This is a genomic window from Pseudomonas sp. FSL L8-0168, from assembly GCF_037976155.1.
Taxonomy (GTDB): Bacteria; Pseudomonadota; Gammaproteobacteria; order Pseudomonadales; family Pseudomonadaceae; genus Aquipseudomonas; species Aquipseudomonas paracarnis.
Map to the genome: position 1 here is coordinate 3,970,060 of NZ_CP150262.1, position 16,360 is coordinate 3,986,419.

The 16,360-nt window shown below is 60.7% G+C and carries 19 protein-coding genes; 9 read left to right on the plus strand and 10 right to left on the minus strand.

The window, feature by feature from the left end:
- The first annotated feature begins 8 nt into the window (after nt 1-8).
- Nucleotides 9-1,346, plus strand: a complete 1,338-nt coding sequence (locus MHH62_RS18175; protein ID WP_014719674.1) for an imelysin family protein — start codon at nt 9-11, stop codon at nt 1,344-1,346.
- Between the two features lie 302 nt (nt 1,347-1,648).
- Nucleotides 1,649-3,103: a TrkH family potassium uptake protein gene (locus MHH62_RS18180; RefSeq protein WP_003193780.1), complete on the plus strand. Its 1,455-nt coding sequence runs from the start codon at nt 1,649-1,651 to the stop codon at nt 3,101-3,103.
- Here the strand turns inward: MHH62_RS18180 and MHH62_RS18185 are convergent.
- Nucleotides 3,060-4,118 (minus strand): AraC family transcriptional regulator, encoded by a 1,059-nt coding sequence (locus MHH62_RS18185; RefSeq protein WP_014719675.1) that lies wholly within the window; start codon nt 4,116-4,118, stop codon nt 3,060-3,062. The two genes, MHH62_RS18180 and MHH62_RS18185, sit on opposite strands and share 44 nt — an antisense overlap.
- 160 nt (nt 4,119-4,278) lie before the next feature.
- Here MHH62_RS18185 and MHH62_RS18190 point away from each other — a divergent pair, with 160 nt between their 5' ends.
- The gene (locus MHH62_RS18190; RefSeq protein WP_014719676.1) at nt 4,279-4,590 is read left to right on the plus strand and encodes a DUF962 domain-containing protein; all 312 of its coding nucleotides are present in this window, start codon (nt 4,279-4,281) and stop codon (nt 4,588-4,590) included.
- A gap of 10 nt (nt 4,591-4,600) precedes the next feature.
- Here MHH62_RS18190 and MHH62_RS18195 read toward each other — a convergent pair whose 3' ends face one another.
- Complete coding sequence (locus MHH62_RS18195; RefSeq protein ID WP_019819373.1) at nt 4,601-4,939, minus strand: hypothetical protein; 339 nt, start codon at nt 4,937-4,939, stop codon at nt 4,601-4,603.
- 14 nt (nt 4,940-4,953) lie between these two features.
- On the opposite strand from MHH62_RS18195, the gene MHH62_RS18200 reads away from it, so the two are divergent.
- Together MHH62_RS18200 and MHH62_RS18205 are read left to right on the plus strand one after the other, a co-directional pair.
- A complete protein-coding gene (locus MHH62_RS18200; RefSeq protein WP_014719677.1) occupies nt 4,954-5,136 on the plus strand; it encodes a hypothetical protein in 183 nt (60 codons plus the stop codon).
- Between the two features lie 103 nt (nt 5,137-5,239).
- Complete coding sequence (locus MHH62_RS18205) at nt 5,240-6,436, plus strand: MFS transporter (protein ID WP_014719678.1); 1,197 nt, start codon at nt 5,240-5,242, stop codon at nt 6,434-6,436.
- Here the strand turns inward: MHH62_RS18205 and arfB are convergent.
- Nucleotides 6,433-6,846 carry an alternative ribosome rescue aminoacyl-tRNA hydrolase ArfB gene (arfB, locus tag MHH62_RS18210; protein WP_003193787.1) on the minus strand — a complete coding sequence of 138 codons (414 nt, stop codon included), beginning with the start codon at nt 6,844-6,846 and terminating at the stop codon, nt 6,433-6,435. The two genes, MHH62_RS18205 and arfB, sit on opposite strands and share 4 nt — an antisense overlap.
- 107 nt (nt 6,847-6,953) lie before the next feature.
- Nucleotides 6,954-8,372 carry an amino acid permease gene (locus MHH62_RS18215; protein WP_014719679.1) on the minus strand — a complete coding sequence of 473 codons (1,419 nt, stop codon included), beginning with the start codon at nt 8,370-8,372 and terminating at the stop codon, nt 6,954-6,956.
- Between the two features lie 648 nt (nt 8,373-9,020).
- On the opposite strand from MHH62_RS18215, the gene MHH62_RS18220 reads away from it, so the two are divergent.
- Both MHH62_RS18220 and MHH62_RS18225 read left to right on the plus strand, forming a co-directional pair.
- Nucleotides 9,021-9,158: a hypothetical protein gene (locus tag MHH62_RS18220; protein ID WP_003175756.1), complete on the plus strand. Its 138-nt coding sequence runs from the start codon at nt 9,021-9,023 to the stop codon at nt 9,156-9,158.
- A 73-nt stretch (nt 9,159-9,231) separates the two neighbouring features.
- Complete coding sequence (locus MHH62_RS18225) at nt 9,232-10,191, plus strand: hypothetical protein (protein WP_014719680.1); 960 nt, start codon at nt 9,232-9,234, stop codon at nt 10,189-10,191.
- 194 nt (nt 10,192-10,385) lie between these two features.
- Here the strand turns inward: MHH62_RS18225 and rluB are convergent, their stop codons facing one another.
- From rluB to MHH62_RS18255, 6 genes are all read right to left on the minus strand, one after another.
- A complete protein-coding gene (gene rluB / locus MHH62_RS18230) occupies nt 10,386-11,594 on the minus strand; it encodes a 23S rRNA pseudouridine(2605) synthase RluB (protein ID WP_014719681.1) in 1,209 nt (402 codons plus the stop codon).
- A 144-nt stretch (nt 11,595-11,738) separates the two neighbouring features.
- A complete protein-coding gene (locus tag MHH62_RS18235) occupies nt 11,739-11,930 on the minus strand; it encodes a DUF1289 domain-containing protein (protein WP_014719682.1) in 192 nt (63 codons plus the stop codon).
- 126 nt (nt 11,931-12,056) lie between these two features.
- Nucleotides 12,057-12,977, minus strand: coding sequence for an SMC-Scp complex subunit ScpB (gene scpB / locus MHH62_RS18240; protein WP_014719683.1), 921 nt, complete (start codon nt 12,975-12,977; stop codon nt 12,057-12,059).
- A gap of 12 nt (nt 12,978-12,989) precedes the next feature.
- On the minus strand, nt 12,990-13,688 hold the full coding sequence (locus tag MHH62_RS18245) for a ScpA family protein (RefSeq protein ID WP_164365898.1): 699 nt from the start codon (nt 13,686-13,688) through the stop codon (nt 12,990-12,992).
- 120 nt (nt 13,689-13,808) lie between these two features.
- Complete coding sequence (locus MHH62_RS18250) at nt 13,809-14,438, minus strand: L-threonylcarbamoyladenylate synthase (protein WP_003193796.1); 630 nt, start codon at nt 14,436-14,438, stop codon at nt 13,809-13,811.
- 13 nt (nt 14,439-14,451) lie between these two features.
- Nucleotides 14,452-15,315: a PHP domain-containing protein gene (locus MHH62_RS18255; protein ID WP_003193798.1), complete on the minus strand. Its 864-nt coding sequence runs from the start codon at nt 15,313-15,315 to the stop codon at nt 14,452-14,454.
- Nucleotides 15,316-15,402: 87 nt separating this feature from the next.
- Between MHH62_RS18255 and MHH62_RS18260 the strand changes: the two genes are divergently transcribed.
- Both MHH62_RS18260 and MHH62_RS18265 read left to right on the plus strand, forming a co-directional pair.
- Entirely contained in the window at nt 15,403-15,999 is a 597-nt protein-coding gene (locus tag MHH62_RS18260; RefSeq protein ID WP_339231577.1) for a septation protein A, read from the plus strand.
- A 1-nt stretch (nt 16,000) separates the two neighbouring features.
- Entirely contained in the window at nt 16,001-16,300 is a 300-nt protein-coding gene (locus MHH62_RS18265) for a YciI family protein (protein WP_014719686.1), read from the plus strand.
- Nucleotides 16,301-16,360: the final 60 nt, after the last annotated feature.

The window sequence follows — 16,360 nt, forward strand, 5'->3', positions numbered from 1 at the left end:
TGTTCGCCATGATTCGTATGCCCCTGGCCACCGCCAGTCTGCTGGCCATTGCCATTTCTCTCGCCGGTTGCGGCGAAGGTAAAGACAAGGCCGCCGCGCCCCAGGCACCCGCTGCCGCCAGCACTACCGCACCGGCGGCTGCCCCGGCAGGCCAGGTCGACGAAGCAGCCGCCAAGGCCGTGGTCGCGCACTACGCAGACATGGTGTTTGCGGTGTACAGCGATGCCGAATCCACCGCAAAAACCCTGCAGACCGCAATCGATACTTTCCTCGCCAACCCGAACGACGAAACCCTGAAAGCGGCCCGTACCGCCTGGATCGCCGCACGCGTACCCTACCTGCAGAGCGAAGTATTCCGCTTCGGCAACACCATCATCGACGACTGGGAAGGCCAAGTGAACGCCTGGCCCCTGGACGAAGGCCTGATCGACTACGTCGACAAGTCCTACGAGCACGCGCTGGGCAACCCAGGTGCCAACGCCAATATCATCGCCAACAACGAGATTCAGGTGGGCGAAGACAAGGTCGACGTCAAGGAGATCACCCCGGAAAAACTCGCCAGCCTCAATGAGCTGGGCGGTTCCGAAGCGAACGTCGCCACCGGCTACCACGCCATCGAATTCCTGCTGTGGGGCCAGGACCTTAACGGCACCGGCCCAGGCGCGGGCAACCGCCCGGCGTCGGACTACATGACCGGTGACGGTGCAACCGGCGGTCACAACGAGCGTCGCCGCACTTACCTGCGTGCTGTCACCCAACTGCTGGTCAGCGACCTGCAGGAAATGGTCGACAACTGGAAGCCCAACGTCGAAGACAACTACCGCGCCACCCTGGAGTCGGAACCGGGCACCGACGGTTTGCGTAAAATGCTGTTCGGCATGGGCAGCCTGTCCCTGGGCGAACTCGCCGGGGAGCGCATGAAAGTGTCCCTGGAAGCCAACTCGCCGGAAGACGAGCAGGACTGCTTCAGCGACAACACCCATTACTCGCATTTCTACGACGCCAAGGGCATCCGTAACGTCTACCTGGGCGAATACACCCGTGTTGACGGCACCAAGCTGACCGGCGCCAGCCTGTCGTCTCTGGTGGCCAAGGTCGACCCGGCAGCCGACGCAGCCCTCAAGGCTGACCTGGCAGCCACCGAAGCGAAGATCCAGGTGATGGTTGACCACGCCAACAACGGCGAGCACTACGACCAGTTGATCGCCGCTGACAATGAAAAGGGCAACCAGATCGTGCGTGACTCGATTGCCGCCCTGGTCAAGCAGACCGGTTCGATCGAAGCCGCTGCTGGCAAGCTGGGTATCAGTGACCTGAACCCGGACAGCGCTGATCACGAGTTCTGATCAAGCGCAATTGAAGAGGCGACCTGCGGGTCGCCTTTTTCATGCGCGCAATAACTGCCGCGTCTATCCCTGTAGGCGCTGGCTTGCCTGCGATGGCGGTGGTTCAGTCGACTAATCTGTAACTGACACACCGCCATCGCAGGCAAGCCAGCTCCCACATTGGATTGCGAGGCGTCAGGTGAATATACGCCGGCTGGCAGGCCAGCTCCCACAGGGGTTCTCCATCAACCCGCAGCCCTCGGTTTACAAGACCTGCACCGCGGGTAGAATGGCGCCTCTGCCCAATCACCCGAGCGAACTTCATGGCGTTGCCGACCCTGCGCATCATCGGTTTCATCATCGGCATCTTCCTGATCACCCTTGCGGTCGCCATGGTAATCCCGATGGCGACCCTGGTGATCTTCGAACGCACCAGCGACCTGCCCTCGTTCCTGTGGGCCAGCCTGATCACCTTTATCGCCGGGTTGGCGTTGGTCATTCCTGGCCGCCCCGAGCACGTGCACCTGCGCCCCAGGGACATGTACCTGCTGACGGTCAGCAGTTGGGTGGTGGTGTGCATCTTCGCCGCCCTGCCCTTTTTGCTGACCCAGCACATCAGCTACACCGACTCGTTCTTTGAAAGCATGTCCGGCATCACCGCCACCGGTTCCACCGTGTTGAGCGGCCTGGACAGCATGTCGCCGGGCATTTTGATGTGGCGTTCGTTGCTGCACTGGCTTGGCGGTATCGGCTTTATCGGCATGGCGGTGGCGATCCTCCCGCTGCTGCGCATTGGTGGCATGCGTCTGTTCCAGACCGAATCCTCGGACCGCTCTGAAAAGGTCATGCCTCGCTCACACATGGTGGCGCGCTTGATCGTGGCCGCCTATGTGGGCATCACCATCTTCGGCAGCCTGGCCTTCTGGTGGGCCGGGATGGGCGTGTTCGATGCGATCAACCATGCAATGTCGGCGATCTCCACCGGTGGGTTTTCCACCTCGGACGAGTCCCTGGCCCATTGGAAACAACCGGCGGTGCACTGGGTCGCGGTGGTGGTAATGATCCTTGGCAGCTTGCCGTTCGCCCTGTACGTGGCCACCTTGCGCGGCAACCGTCGGGCGCTGATCAAGGACCAGCAAGTGCAAGGCTTGCTCGGCCTGTTGCTGGTGACCTGGCTGGTACTCGGCACCTGGTACTGGTGGACCACCAACCTGCATTGGCTCGATGCCTTGCGCCATGTGGCGCTGAACGTGACGTCTGTGGTGACCACCACCGGCTTTGCACTGGGGGACTACAGCCTGTGGGGCAACTTCTCACTGATGCTGTTCTTCTACCTGGGCTTTATCGGCGGCTGCTCAGGCTCCACCGCAGGCGGTATCAAGATCTTCCGTTTCCAGGTGGCCTACATCCTGCTCAAAGCCAACTTGAATCAGTTGATCCATCCCCGCGCGGTGATCAAGCAGAAGTACAACGGCCATCGCCTCGATGAGGAGATCGTGCGCTCGATTCTGACTTTTTCGTTTTTCTTCGCCATCACCATCTGCATGATCGCCCTGGCGCTGTCACTGCTGGGCGTGGACTGGATGACCGCATTGACCGGCGCCGCCAGTACCGTTTCCGGCGTCGGCCCCGGCCTGGGCGAAACCATCGGCCCGGCCGGCAACTTCGCCACCCTGCCGGATGCCGCCAAGTGGATCCTGTCCCTGGGCATGTTGCTGGGGCGCCTGGAGATCATCACCGTGTTTGTGTTGTGCATTCCGGCGTTCTGGCGTCACTGACCGACGACATTTGCTGCAAGCGCGCCCGGTATTCGCCGGGCGTGGCATCGAACCAGCGGCGAAACGCGCGGAAAAAGTTGCTCGGGTCGGCAAACCCCAGCAGGTAGGCGATTTCCAGCAAGGTCATATTGGGTTGTGCCAGGTACTGCTCGGCCAGTTCGCGCCGGGTGTCATCAAGCAAGGCCTGGAAACTGGTGCCCTCCTCCTGCAAACGCCGCTGCAAGGTGCGCTGGGACAGGTGCAGCGTCTGGGCCACCGCTTCGCGCTTGGGCTCGCCCTGAGGCAACAGGCGGCACAGCACCTGACGCGCCTTATGGGTCACGCGGCTTTCGGAAAAACGCGCCAGGTATTCACCGGCAAAGCGATCATGCAACAGCGCCATGGCTTCGTTGGCCGTGGGCAGCGGCGCCTCCATGTCAGCCTGCTCGAAAATCAGCGCGTCATAGGGTGCATTGAATTGCAAAGGCGCATGGAAGGCGCGTTGGTAGGGCGCCAGGTCCGCTGGCTGCTCGCCTTGCAGCAGCACTTTGCGGGGCTGCAGGGTGCGCCCGGTGAGCCAGCCACACAGGGCCAGGGCGCTGGCCAGCGAGGCTTCGGCGCTTTGACGGGTGGGCGGCAGGTGATCGCCATGCACCGTCAGAATCAACGCATAGCCTTCGGGTAACAGTCGAAAACTCAAATCAGCGCTTTCGGCGATGATGCGCTGGTAGCGCACCAATCGCATAAAGCCTTCGGCCAGGGTGTTGCTGGACATCAACGCATAACCGGCAACGTGAAACGAGGCCGGGCGCACCACCTTGCCCATGTTCAGGCCAATCGCCGGGTTACCCGACACCTCTACCGCGCGTTGCCACAGGCGGGTCATGGCGTCTTGCGGGAAGCGCGCATCGGGATCACTGAGGGCCGCATAATCCAGGCCCAGTTGCTTGAACAAGGCACGGCAATCCAGGCCATCCATTTCCAGCGCCTTGACGATGCCCATCGCCCAGCTTGCAGAAGTTGTTCGTTCGCTCATGGCGTCTTCTTGTTGAAAGCAGGCTCAAACGGCAGCCAGGAAGCCAAGGATACTAAAGTGGCATCTATTGTCACTGGCTGTTACCACTGATCACTCTAGACTCAAATAAGCTCCCCGCCGCACACCCGTTGGCGGCACAACAACCAGAGGGCCGGTGACCGTGGAAAACATCAAGAAATACAACAGTTTTGCCGAGTTCTACCCGTACTACTTGGCCGAGCATGGCAACAGTACCTGCCGACGCCTGCACTTTATCGGCACCACCCTGGTGATCGGCATTCTTGCGTACGCCATCGGCAGAGGTTCATGGGTCCTGCTGCTGGCCTTGCCGCTCGCGGGCTACAGCTTTGCCTGGATTGGTCACTTCTTCTTCGAAAAGAACCGTCCCGCCACCTTTCAACACCCGTTCTACAGCTTGCTGGGAGATTTTGTGATGTACCGCGACATGATTCTGGGCAAGGTGCCGTTCTAGAGGTGTGACCTCATGTCACTTGCGTCTGAACCATTAAAAATTGTGCATACGTCGAGATAAAAGTCTTTTTGTCATTTACGGTGCTGTATCCTGCCAAGGCTTTTTGAGAGCGCGGAATCACCTGCGATTGAAAAAACAGACCTTGCGAGGAGCGACCACGATGCACGAGATACCTAATCTCCCCTTCCCAAGCCTGCACCCAACTGAGCAGCCAACACCGCAGCAGGCCAGCGACAAGCAGCCTGAGGCCAAAGAAGCAAAACCAGTCGAGCGCGAAAGCCGGGACTGACGCCGTACCAGACCGTGTGGAAAGCGCGCCTTTGAGCGCTTTCCACACTGCCTGAATCATCCGAGACCTTCACTATGACCACCTCCCCTTCCGACACGCCGGACGCCGCTGTACTCGACGCTGCCTTGCAGATGGTCGAAGTCTGGAACCGCCTCAGTGCCGACAAGCAAGCAGCACTGCTCAAGCGCTTTGGCACCCAGGAAAACGCTTTGGCTGCCCTGGTGACCACTCAATTGCTGGCCCCCACCCAAGCTTGATCGGCTTTAGAGCTGACGTTTTACATTTTTGCCGCCCTGCCCGGCCTGCGCGCCGGTATCATTAGCAGCCTATCTTTACCTGCTGCGACAGTGGATCTCTCCCATGCCAGATACCCAGCGCCCCATGGCGGTCACGCTGCAAGTTGTTTCCATCGTGCTGTTTACCTTCATCGGCTATTTGAATATCGGCATCCCCCTGGCCGTATTGCCGGGCTATGTCCATAGCCAGCTGGGCTATGGCGCCGTCATTGCCGGGCTGGTGATCAGCGTGCAATACCTGGCAACCCTGCTGAGCCGCCCCTATGCCGGCAAGATCATCGACAACCTGGGCAGCAAGCGCGCCGTGGTGATCGGCCTGGTGGGCTGCGGCTTGAGTGGCGTGTTCATGTTGTTTGCGGCGTGGTTTTCCAGCCTGCCGGCTCTGAGCCTCGGCTGCCTGCTGGTCGGTCGGCTAGTGCTGGGCAGCGCTGAAAGCCTGGTGGGTTCGGGGGCGATTGGCTGGGGCATTGGCCGTGTCGGCGCCGCGAACACGGCCAAGGTTATTTCCTGGAACGGCATCGCCAGCTACGGCGCGCTGGCGGTCGGCGCGCCGTTGGGGGTGCTGCTGGTCAGCCAGTTGGGGCTGTGGAGCATGGGCGTCAGCATCATTCTGTTGGCCGTACTGGGTGTGGTGTTGGCCTGGAAAAAACAAGCCGCGCCGATTGTGCCCGGCATCCGTTTGCCGTTCATGAATGTACTGGGCCGCGTGCTCCCCCATGGTTGCGCGCTGGCATTGGGCTCTATCGGCTTTGGCACCATCGCCACCTTTATCACGTTGTATTACAGCACCCAGCACTGGGATAACGCGGTGTGGGCCTTGAGCCTGTTCGGTGCCAGTTTTATCGGCGCGCGCTTGCTGTTTGGCAATTTGATCAACCGCATTGGTGGTTTTCGCGTCGCAATCGCCTGCCTGTCGGTGGAAGTACTGGGCCTGCTGTTGCTGTGGCTGGCGCCGGATGCCCAACTGGCGTTGGCGGGTGCGGCGTTGAGCGGTTTCGGTTTTTCCCTGGTGTTCCCGGCGTTGGGAGTGGAGGCCGTCAACCTGGTGCCGGCCTCCAGCCGTGGCTCGGCGGTGGGCGCCTATTCGCTGTTTATCGACTTGTCCCTGGGCATCACCGGGCCGCTGGCGGGCGCCGTGGCGGCCGGGTTTGGCTTTGCCTCGATCTTCCTGTTCGCCGCCCTCGCCGCTTTCGCCGGTTTGCTGCTGAGCGTCTACCTGTACCGCCAGGCGCCCAAGGCCCGCGAAACACGCGACGCCTAGAAGTCGACCTTGCCGCGCCCGGCCTTGATGCTGCCGCGCTTGGTCTTGGACTCCAGGCGGCGTTTCTTCGAGCCCAGGGTAGGCTTGGTCGGACGGCGTTTTTTCTCGACCTTGGTGGCGCTCTGGATCAACTCCACCAGGCGCTCCAGCGCATCGGCGCGGTTCTGCTCCTGGGTGCGATATTGCTGGGCCTTGAGCACCAGCACGCCTTCGCTGGTGATCCGGCTGTCACGCAGTGCCAGCAAGCGTTCCTTGTAGAACTCCGGCAACGAAGACGCCGGAATATCAAACCGCAGGTGCACCGCACTCGACACTTTATTGACGTTCTGCCCACCGGCACCCTGGGCGCGAATGGCGGTCAGCTCAATCTCGGCATCGGGCAGCTGTACGTTGTTGGAAATCACCAGCATGTAACACGGTCCTCCGGAAGAAGCCCTAGGATACGCGAATGCACCTTGGCCATCCCCTCAAACAACAAACCCGGCACAAGGCCGGGTCTGCTTAACAACATTGACGCTTACTTCACCGCGGGGACCGCCATATCCATGGACTGCTGCGCCCGCTTGTTCTTGACCCAGTAACAAACACCCATGAACGCCACCCACACCGGGATCGCGTACACCGAGCGGTCAATGCCCGGAATCATCAGCATGGTGCCCAGAATAAACACCACAAAGGCCACGCAGATGATGTTGCCATACGGGTACCACAACGCCTTGAACAGCGGCACCTGGCCAATGCGGTTCATGTGCTGGCGGAACTTGAAGTGGGAGAAGCTGATCATCGCCCAGTTGATCACCAACGTGGCCACCACCAGCGACATCAGCAGTTCCAGCGCGTCATGGGGCATCAGGTAGTTCATCAGCACCGCCACCAGAGTGATCGCCGCCGAGGCCAGGATCGAACGCACCGGCACGCCGCGCTTGTCGATTTTTGCCAGGGCCTTGGGCGCGTCGCCCTGCTCGGCCATGCCCAAGAGCATGCGACTGTTGCAGTAGGTGCCGCTGTTGTACACCGACAGCGCGGCCGTCAGCACCACAAAGTTGAGGATATGCGCGGCGGTGTTACTGCCCAGCATCGAGAACACCTGCACGAACGGGCTGCCGCTGTAGGCATCGCCGGAGGCGTTGAGGGTCGCCAGCAGGCTGTCCCACGGGGTGAGCGACAGCAGCACCACCAGGGCACCGATGTAGAAAATCAGGATGCGGTAGATCACCTGATTGATCGCCTTGGGGATCACGGTGCGTGGTTGATCGGCTTCAGCGGCGGTAAAACCGAGCATTTCCAAGCCGCCGAAGGAGAACATGATGATCGCCATGGCCATCACCAAACCGCCGACGCCATGGGGGAAGAAACCACCATGCTCCCACAGGTTGCTGACCGAGGCTTGCGGGCCGCCGCTGCCGCTGACCAGCAGGTAGCTGCCCAGGGCAATCATGCCGACGATCGCCACCACCTTGATGATGGCGAACCAGAACTCGGCTTCACCGAAGACTTTGACGTTGGCCAGGTTAATCGCGTTGATCAGCACGAAAAACGCCGCAGCAGAGACCCAGGTCGGGATCTCCGGCCACCAGTAGTGCACGTACTTGCCGACGGCCGTCAACTCCGACATACCCACCAGAATGTACAGAATCCAGCAGTTCCAGCCCGAGAGGAAGCCGGCGAAACCGCCCCAGTACTTGTGGGCAAAGTGGCTGAAGGAGCCGGCGACCGGCTCCTCGACAATCATTTCGCCAAGCTGGCGCATGATCATGAAGGCGATAAAGCCGCAGATGGCATAGCCCAGGATCATCGAAGGGCCGGCGGATTTGAGCACCCCGGCCGAGCCCAGGAACAGGCCGGTGCCGATGGCGCCACCGAGGGCGATCAACTGGATATGCCGGTTTTTCAGGCCGCGTTTCAGCTCGCCTGAAGAAGAATGGGGTCCACTCATGAAAAGGGTCTCACGCAAGGTTTGAAGAGTTGAATGCAGGTTGCTGCCTTGAATTACCGACTCAAGCAGCGCCGCTCAAACCCCAGCGCAGGCACCAGGAGTACAGCGTCTTTCTAATGGTCATGCGTCACCTGTTTGTTTTTATCTGTGACGAAATCGAACCCGTCCGGCTCGTGGCCAGGCGGAGTGATCAGGGGGATCAAACCCTGAGGTCTTGGCCTTTTGCGTGGGTACGCAAGGGGGGGTCACAGTAAAACGCGGCGCATTGTACACCGCTCGACAGCTTCGGCACGCACCGGGAAAGTGCACGGGCGATTCTGTCAGCTAATGCTTACATCGGCGCGCCCCCCAACAAAGCCAGGGCAGTTGCGTAAATCTATCGTTACACCCCGGAAAATCCGCGTTACAGCCAGACTTTGGCAACCCTCAACGGAATTCTGTCGGTAAGCAATGCCTGAAGAATCGCTTCAGCCAATTCACTGTTTTGCCTGAATAAAAAAATCTGCCGAAAAACAGAAGAAAAAATCCAAATGAAACCGTGTCAATAAATTTTTTGCATTTCGAAACACTCTCTTCTAGGTTCTTTGCACTTGCCCGCGAAGCCCGTGGGTGAGCCGTTCTCAATCAACGTCCTCTAGGAGATACACCATGCAAGCACTGGAAAACGACCTGGAAACCGAACTGCAACTCGACGATTGGTTTGAAGCGCCGACCCATGAGGCCGCCGTTGAAATGATGCAAGCCGATGCCGTTGTGCCTTTTGGCACCGCGATGTGGCCTTTCTAATACCCGGCAGGCATCCGGCAGGCGCTGTGCACGGCGCCTGCCCCCTTACCCAAGGCACAGAAGGACACCCGTCATGGACAAGGCCCGCGCCGTCGAACATTTTCTCTACTACCTGGCACACCACCCCGCCCTCAACGGCCTGAACCGCCCCACCGTGTTGCTGGGCCACACCGAGCGCTATGACGCCATCGCCCAGGCGATTACCCACGGCAGCGCCGCCCGCTTCAACTTTCAACTGCAACGCCTGGACCTGGCGCCCAGCGACACCCTGTCCCAGGCCATTCAAAGCTGCGACCTGTACCTGTTTCTCTATGATTCCTCCACGCTGCCCAACCCACGCGCCGAAGGCCCGGACTTTATCCGTGCCCTGCAAGGCGTGATGGCCGAGCACTGGAAAAAATCCCTGCTGTTCAAGGATTACGGCGACTATTTCTACGACACCTTCAGCGTCGAGCCCCAACGCATCGCCGACCTCAACGCCACACTGATCCGGCGCATGGCCCAGGCCAACGTGCTGAGCTTTACCGACAAACACGGTTCGCGCCTGGAAGCGCCGATGAGCAGCATCAAGAAGTGGACCAATATCAACGGCGTCGGCAACCACGACCTGGCGCCCGGCGAAATCGCCACCCACAGCGAAGCCATCAACGGCCAGGTGCGGTTTGTCGGCACCTTCCTCAGTACCATCCCCTTTGCACGCAAATACGGCGTGCTGCAATTGCCGCTGGAGCTATGGATCGAGAACTCCACCGTTTGCAGCGTGGCCAGCGAAGTGCCAGGGCTGGCAGATGACTTCAACAAGTACCTGAATGCCAACCCGTCCAACCGTCGTGTGGAGGAGTTGGGGATTGGCACCAATGAAGGGGTCAAGGACCTGTATGCGCGCAATGCCGGGTTTGAAGAGCGTCACTGCGGGTTGCACTTGGGCTTGGGTGGCGGGCAGAAAGGCAGTCATCACCTGGACCTGATCTTTGCCAGTGGGGTGCTGGCGCTGGATGACAAGCCGGTGTTTGATGGCGCCTTTGCCTTTTAAAAAATCATAGACGTGTAGAGATCCCGGTGGGAGCTGGCTTGCCTGCGATAGCGGTGTGTCAGTCACCTTTTTACTCACTGACCCACCGCTATCGCGGGCAAGCCCGGCTCCCACAGTTGATTGCATTTCAAATGTAGATCGCAAAAAAAAAACGCCAACCCTAGGGTTGGCGTTTTTATGCGGCGCTTAACGTATCACTGCGGCTTCTTGCGACCAAAACCAGGACGCTGGCCGGAACCGGCCGGTGCGCCACGGCGCTTGCCCGAAGGCTCGTCCGCGACCAGTTTCGGGCCAGGGCGCTTGTTCGCCGCTGGCTTGGCTGGACGCTTGGTGCTGGCGTTGTCGGCCGGGCGATCCGCTTCACCACGGTTGCTACGACCACCCGCCGGAGCAGGACGCGGCGTACGTGGCGCACGCTCGCCTTCCTGACGCGATGGCGTGGTGGGGCGGCGTTCACCTTCAATGTGCGGCTGACGCGAGATACGACCGCCGGTGGCCGGTGCATCCAGCGCAGGGCGCAGGGTGCGGGCAACACGTTCGGTACGTGGCACTGGGCGCGACGATTTGCGCTGCATACGCTCAAGCTTGTCTTTGCTCTTGGCGTTCATCTGCGGCATGGCAACCGGCGTCAGGCCCACTTCGGCGCTGAGGATATCGACCTCGTACTGGCTCATTTCGCGCCAGCGGCCCATCGGCAGGTCGGAGTTCAGGAACACCGGACCGAAACGCACGCGCTTGAGGCGGCTGACCACCAGGCCCTGGGACTCCCACAGGCGACGCACTTCACGGTTACGGCCTTCCATCACCACGCAGTGGTACCAGTGGTTGAAACCTTCGCCACCCGGCGCCTGCTTGATGTCGGTGAACTTGGCCGGGCCGTCTTCAAGCACCACGCCCGCCTTGAGGCGTTCGATCATCTCGTCATCGACTTCACCACGTACACGCACGGCGTATTCACGGTCCATCTCGTAGGACGGGTGCATCAGGCGGTTGGCCAACTCACCGTCAGTGGTGAACATCAGCAAGCCGGTGGTGTTGATGTCCAGGCGGCCGATGTTGATCCAGCGGCCTTCTTTAGGCTTGGGCATCTTGTCGAACACGGTCGGACGGCCTTCCGGGTCGTCACGGGTGCAGATCTCGCCGTCGGGCTTGTTGTACATGATCACGCGGCGCACCGATTCGGCGGCCTCTTCACGCTTGATGACCTTGCCATCAATGGTGATTGCATCGTGCAGGTCGACGCGCTGGCCGAGGGTAGCCTCGACGCCGTTGACCTTGATGCGCTTCTGGGTGATCCAGGCTTCGACGTCGCGGCGAGAGCCCACGCCGATACGCGCCAGCACTTTTTGCAGCTTTTCGCCTGCTGGGCCGATTTCCTGGTCTTTCTGGTCTTGGTCATTCATCGTAAGCACCTCCCGGTGGGTCGATTCAGGCGTGGCCTGAGGGGTATTGAAAGCGGGGCCTAGGCCGAATAGGTCGGCAAGGGGTCGCGAATCATACGCGCATGGCGCGTGTTGCGCATCACAGACTAGCCGATAACGCCCAAGTCATTTGCTTTTCCGCCGACCGGTGGCGCCCAGAGCCAGCAAACGCAGCTGGGCTTCGGCCAATACCGTGCGCTTGTCGGCTTTATCGAGTTTCTTCCAGGCACGGATTTCACGCTTGCTGCGGCCACAGCCGACGCAGATGTCGTCGCTGAATTTGCAGATGCTGATGCACGGGTCTTTCAGGGCACTCATGGTCGATCCTCTGTGGGAGCTGGCTTGCCTGCGATGGCATCACCTCCTTGCATCTGAGAGACCGAGGCGTCTGCATCGCAGGCAAGCCAGCTCCCACATGGGTTGCACGGTGAGAGTCAGAACGGGTCAGTCTTCGAGTTGGCGGCGTTCGTTTTCGATGGCCTCGGCCAGCGCCCGGGCTTCGTCTTCTTCGTCACTCAGGGGCGGCTGTTCGAGGGCGGCGACGGCGGCCAGGAGCTTTTCCCGGGCCTGGGCCACGCCAAGCACATCGTCTTGGGCTTCGACCTCAGGCTCGGATTCAACGTTCACCTGGGTTTCTGGCTCCGCCGCACCATCACGCAGCAAATCGTCGAAGTCGGTCTTGATCCCCTGCTCCATGTCGTCCAGCTCCAGCAACAACGTATGGAAACTGGTTTCGTCCTTGGGCTCCTCCGGCTCGGCGCTGGCATCGGCCAGTTCCTGCAGGCTTTGCGGCACCGGCGCGTCGTCGAAATCGAGCACTGGCTCGGCCTCCATTTCGCGCAGTTCGGCCAGCGGCGGCAGGTCGTCGAGGTTCTTCAGGTTGAAATGATCGAGGAACACCTTGGTGGTGGCGAACATCGCCGGTTTGCCGGGCACGTCACGGTAGCCAACGATGCGAATCCACTCGCGCTCCAGCAGGGTCTTGACGATATGGCTGTTGACCGCCACACCACGCACGTCTTCGATCTCGCCCCGAGTGATGGGCTGGCGATAGGCGATCAGCGCCATGGTCTCCAGCATCGCCCTCGAGTAGCGCTGCGGGCGCTCTTCCCACAAACGCCCGACCCACGGTGAAAACTTCTCACGGATCTGCAGGCGATAACCCGACGCCACTTCGCGCAACTCAAAGGCACGGCCCTCACAGGACTTGCGCAGGATCTCCAAGGCTTTCTTGAACACCGGCGGCTCCGGGCGTTCGGCTTCTTCAAAGAGTTCGAACAGGCGCTCCAAAGATTGCGGTTTGCCCGAGGCCAGGAGAAAGGCCTCCAGCAAAGGGGCCAGTTCGCGGGGTTCAGTCAGATTCATCGATTCAGCTCGTTATTCGGCTCGCGCCCGCACGTGGATAGCCGCAAAAGGCTCATTCTGCACCAGCTCGACCAAGGATTCCTTGACCAGCTCAAGGATCGCCATAAAGGTCACCACCACGCCCAGGCGCCCTTCCTCGGCGGTGAACAACTCGACAAAGGGCACAAAACCACCGCCCTTGAGACGTTCCAGCACATCGCTCATGCGCTCGCGGGTGGACAGCGCTTCACGGCTGACCTGGTGGCTCTCGAACATATCGCCACGGCGCAGTACTTCGGCCATGGACATCAGCAATTCTTCCAGACTCACGTCCGGCAGCAACTTGCGCGCGCGCGCCTCGGGAGCGTCGAGCTTGGGCACCACCACATCACGGCCCACACGGCTCAGACCGTCGATGCCTTCGGCGGCGGCCTTGAAGCGTTCGTACTCCTGCAGGCGGCGGATCAGCTCGGCGCGCGGGTCATCCTCTTCGGCTTCTACCGTCTCCGAGCGCGGCAACAGCATGCGCGACTTGATCTCGGCGAGCATGGCGGCCATCACCAGGTACTCGGCGGCCAATTCCAGGCGCACCGACTGCATCAGCTCGACATAGCCCATGTACTGGCGGGTGATTTCTGCCACCGGAATATCGAGGATATTGATGTTCTGCTTGCGGATCAGGTACAGCAGCAAGTCCAGGGGGCCTTCGAAGGCTTCAAGGAACACCTCCAGGGCGTCCGGCGGGATGTACAGGTCCAGGGGCATTTCCATGACCGCCTGGCCATACACCATGGCAAACGGCAGTTCTTGCTGGGCGCCAGCCTGGGGATCAGCGGCTTCCACGGCTGACATTCAGGCCTCGACCATGAACGGAGCCGGGTCGCCACAACCCACACGCACCACTTCTGGTTCGCCATCGGCCAGGTTGATCACCGTGGAGGCCTTGTTGCCGCCGTAGCCGCCGTCGATGATCAGGTCGACGTGCTTTTCCAGCAAACGGCGCATTTCGTAAGGGTCGTACAACGGCTCGGTTTCGCCGGGCAGGATCAACGACACGCTCATCAGCGGTTCGCCCAACTCGGCCAGCAGCGCCAGGGCAATCGGGTGTTCCGGCACGCGCAGGCCGATGGTGCGTTTTTTCGGGTGCAATAACAGGCGCGGCACTTCGCGAGTGGCGTTGAGAATGAACGTGTAAGGCCCCGGCGTGTGGGCCTTGAGCAGGCGGAAGGTACCGGTGTCGACCTTGGCGAACAGGCCGAGCTGGGACAAGTCGCTGCAGATCAGCGCAAAGTTGTGCTTGTCGTCCAGCTGACGCAAGCGTCTTACCCGCTCGACCGCGCCCTTGTCGCCGATCTGGCAGCCAATGGCGTAGGACGAATCAGTCGGGTAGATCACCACGCCACCGGCGCGGATGATCTCTACGGCCTGCTTGATCAGGCGCGCCTGAGGGTTTTCCGGATGAATCTGGAAGAATTGACTCACGTGCTCTACCTGTTCAGACGGTGGCAATAATGGGGTCATGCTTGAATCGCCCCCACAACAGCGGCAGATCTTCCGGGACCTGACGATACTCGCCAATCTCGGACCAGCCGCCTGGGCCATGAAAATCACTGCCGGCACTGACCAGCAGACCAAATTCGCGGGCAAGGATCGCCAGGCTGCCGACCTGTTCTGCCGGTTGATGCCCGTTGACCACCTCGATGGCGTGGCCACCCGCACCAATATAGTCGCTGATCAGCTTGCGGCGCTTGCTGCGGGTGAAATCGTAATGCCAGGGATGCGCCAAGCTGACCCAGGCCCCGGAGGCCCGCAGGGTCTGGACGGTGTCTTCCAGGGTCGGCCAATGCAGCTTCACATCGCCCAACTTGCCGGCGCCCAGCCATTTGCGAAAGGCCTCGGCGCGATCCTTGACATAGCCTTCGCGCACCATCCAGTCGGCAAAATGCGGACGGGCCGGTGCGTTGCCGCTGTCGCCCAGCTCTTGCTGGATGGCGCGGGCGCCGTCGAGGGCGCCAGGCATACCTTTAAGGCTCAGTTTGCGGCTTATTTCTTCGGACCGCAGCCAGCGGCCATCGTGCAATTGGGCAATCGCCGCCACCAAGGGCGGGGCCTTTTGATCAAAACCGTAGCCCAGCACATGGATGGTGGCGCCGCCCCAGGTGCAGGACAATTCCACGCCGTTGACCAGCTGCATGCCCAGGGAATGCGCGGCCTGGCGGGCTTCATCGAGGCCTTCGAGGGTGTCGTGGTCGGTCAATGCCAAAACTCGCACGCCTTTTTCAAACGCACGCGCAACCAATACCGCGGGCGCCAGGGCGCCGTCGGAGGCCGTGCTGTGGCAGTGCAAATCAACATTCACGGGAGTGTGTAACCTCAAGTCAGCTGGCGCTATCGCAACCAAGGATGTTTGTTATTATGCCGTCACATCCAGCTTCTGGCTCTTACTGTGAAACAATTCATCGACTTCATCCCGCTGTTGCTGTTTTTCATCGTTACCAAACTCGACCCCAGGGTCATCGAAGTCGCCGGCCACGAGCTATCGTTCGGAGGCATCTACAGTGCCACTGCCGTACTGATCATCAGCTCCATCGTAGTGTACGGCGCCATCTTCATCTCCCAGCGCAAGTTGGAAAAAAGCCAATGGCTGACCCTTATCGCCTGCCTGGTATTCGGTGGCCTGACCCTGGCCTTCCACAGCGAAACCTTCCTTAAATGGAAAGCCCCGGTGGTGAACTGGCTGTTCGCCCTGGTGTTCATCGGCAGCCACTTCATTGGTGACCGCCTGCTGATCAAGCGAATCATGGGCCATGCGCTGACCTTGCCGGAGCCGGTGTGGGTGCGCCTGAACGTGGCCTGGATCGTGTTTTTCCTGTTCTGCGGTGCCGCCAACCTGTTCGTGGCCTTCACGTTCCAGGACTACTGGGTCGACTTCAAAGTGTTCGGCAGCCTGGGCATGACCGTATTGTTCCTGATCGGCCAGGGCATCTACCTGTCGCGCCACCTGCATGACACCGCGTCTACCACGCCGAAAACCGAGGACTGACATGCTCTACGCCATCATTGCCACCGATATTGCCAACTCGCTGGAAAAACGCTTGAGCGTACGCCCGGCCCACGTCGAGCGCCTTAAACAGCTGCAAGCTGAAGGCCGCATCGTACTGGCCGGCCCGCACCCGGCGGTCGACAGCAATGACCCGGGCGACGCCGGCTTCACCGGCAGCCTGATCGTGGCCGAGTTTGCCTCCCTGGCCGACGCCGAGGCCTGGGCCAAGGCAGACCCTTACGTTGCAGCTGGCGTTTATGCCGATGTGGTGATCAAGCCGTTCAAGCAAGTCCTGCCTTGAACCCGGCTGCGTCGAACCTAATCGTTTCGGCGCACTCCTAATGGCTCACGGCGTCACCGG

What these genes read in the sequence shown, in the direction of transcription:
- arfB (WP_003193787.1), bottom strand. Translation starts at nt 6,846, where the DNA reads ATGCTGGTGATTTCCAACAACGTACAGCTGCCCGATGCCGAGATTGAG.
- MHH62_RS18195 (WP_019819373.1), bottom strand. Translation starts at nt 4,939, where the DNA reads ATGATTCAGGCAGTGTGGAAAGCGCTCAAAGGCGCGCTTTCCACACGG.
- MHH62_RS18265 (WP_014719686.1), top strand. Translation starts at nt 16,001, where the DNA reads ATGCTCTACGCCATCATTGCCACCGATATTGCCAACTCGCTGGAAAAA.
- MHH62_RS18175 (WP_014719674.1), top strand. Translation starts at nt 9, where the DNA reads ATGATTCGTATGCCCCTGGCCACCGCCAGTCTGCTGGCCATTGCCATT.
- MHH62_RS18200 (WP_014719677.1), top strand. Translation starts at nt 4,954, where the DNA reads ATGACCACCTCCCCTTCCGACACGCCGGACGCCGCTGTACTCGACGCT.
- MHH62_RS18180 (WP_003193780.1), top strand. Translation starts at nt 1,649, where the DNA reads ATGGCGTTGCCGACCCTGCGCATCATCGGTTTCATCATCGGCATCTTC.
- MHH62_RS18235 (WP_014719682.1), bottom strand. Translation starts at nt 11,930, where the DNA reads ATGAGTGCCCTGAAAGACCCGTGCATCAGCATCTGCAAATTCAGCGAC.
- MHH62_RS18215 (WP_014719679.1), bottom strand. Translation starts at nt 8,372, where the DNA reads ATGAGTGGACCCCATTCTTCTTCAGGCGAGCTGAAACGCGGCCTGAAA.
- rluB (WP_014719681.1), bottom strand. Translation starts at nt 11,594, where the DNA reads ATGAATGACCAAGACCAGAAAGACCAGGAAATCGGCCCAGCAGGCGAA.
- MHH62_RS18185 (WP_014719675.1), bottom strand. Translation starts at nt 4,118, where the DNA reads ATGAGCGAACGAACAACTTCTGCAAGCTGGGCGATGGGCATCGTCAAG.
- MHH62_RS18205 (WP_014719678.1), top strand. Translation starts at nt 5,240, where the DNA reads ATGCCAGATACCCAGCGCCCCATGGCGGTCACGCTGCAAGTTGTTTCC.
- MHH62_RS18220 (WP_003175756.1), top strand. Translation starts at nt 9,021, where the DNA reads ATGCAAGCACTGGAAAACGACCTGGAAACCGAACTGCAACTCGACGAT.
- MHH62_RS18225 (WP_014719680.1), top strand. Translation starts at nt 9,232, where the DNA reads ATGGACAAGGCCCGCGCCGTCGAACATTTTCTCTACTACCTGGCACAC.
- scpB (WP_014719683.1), bottom strand. Translation starts at nt 12,977, where the DNA reads ATGAATCTGACTGAACCCCGCGAACTGGCCCCTTTGCTGGAGGCCTTT.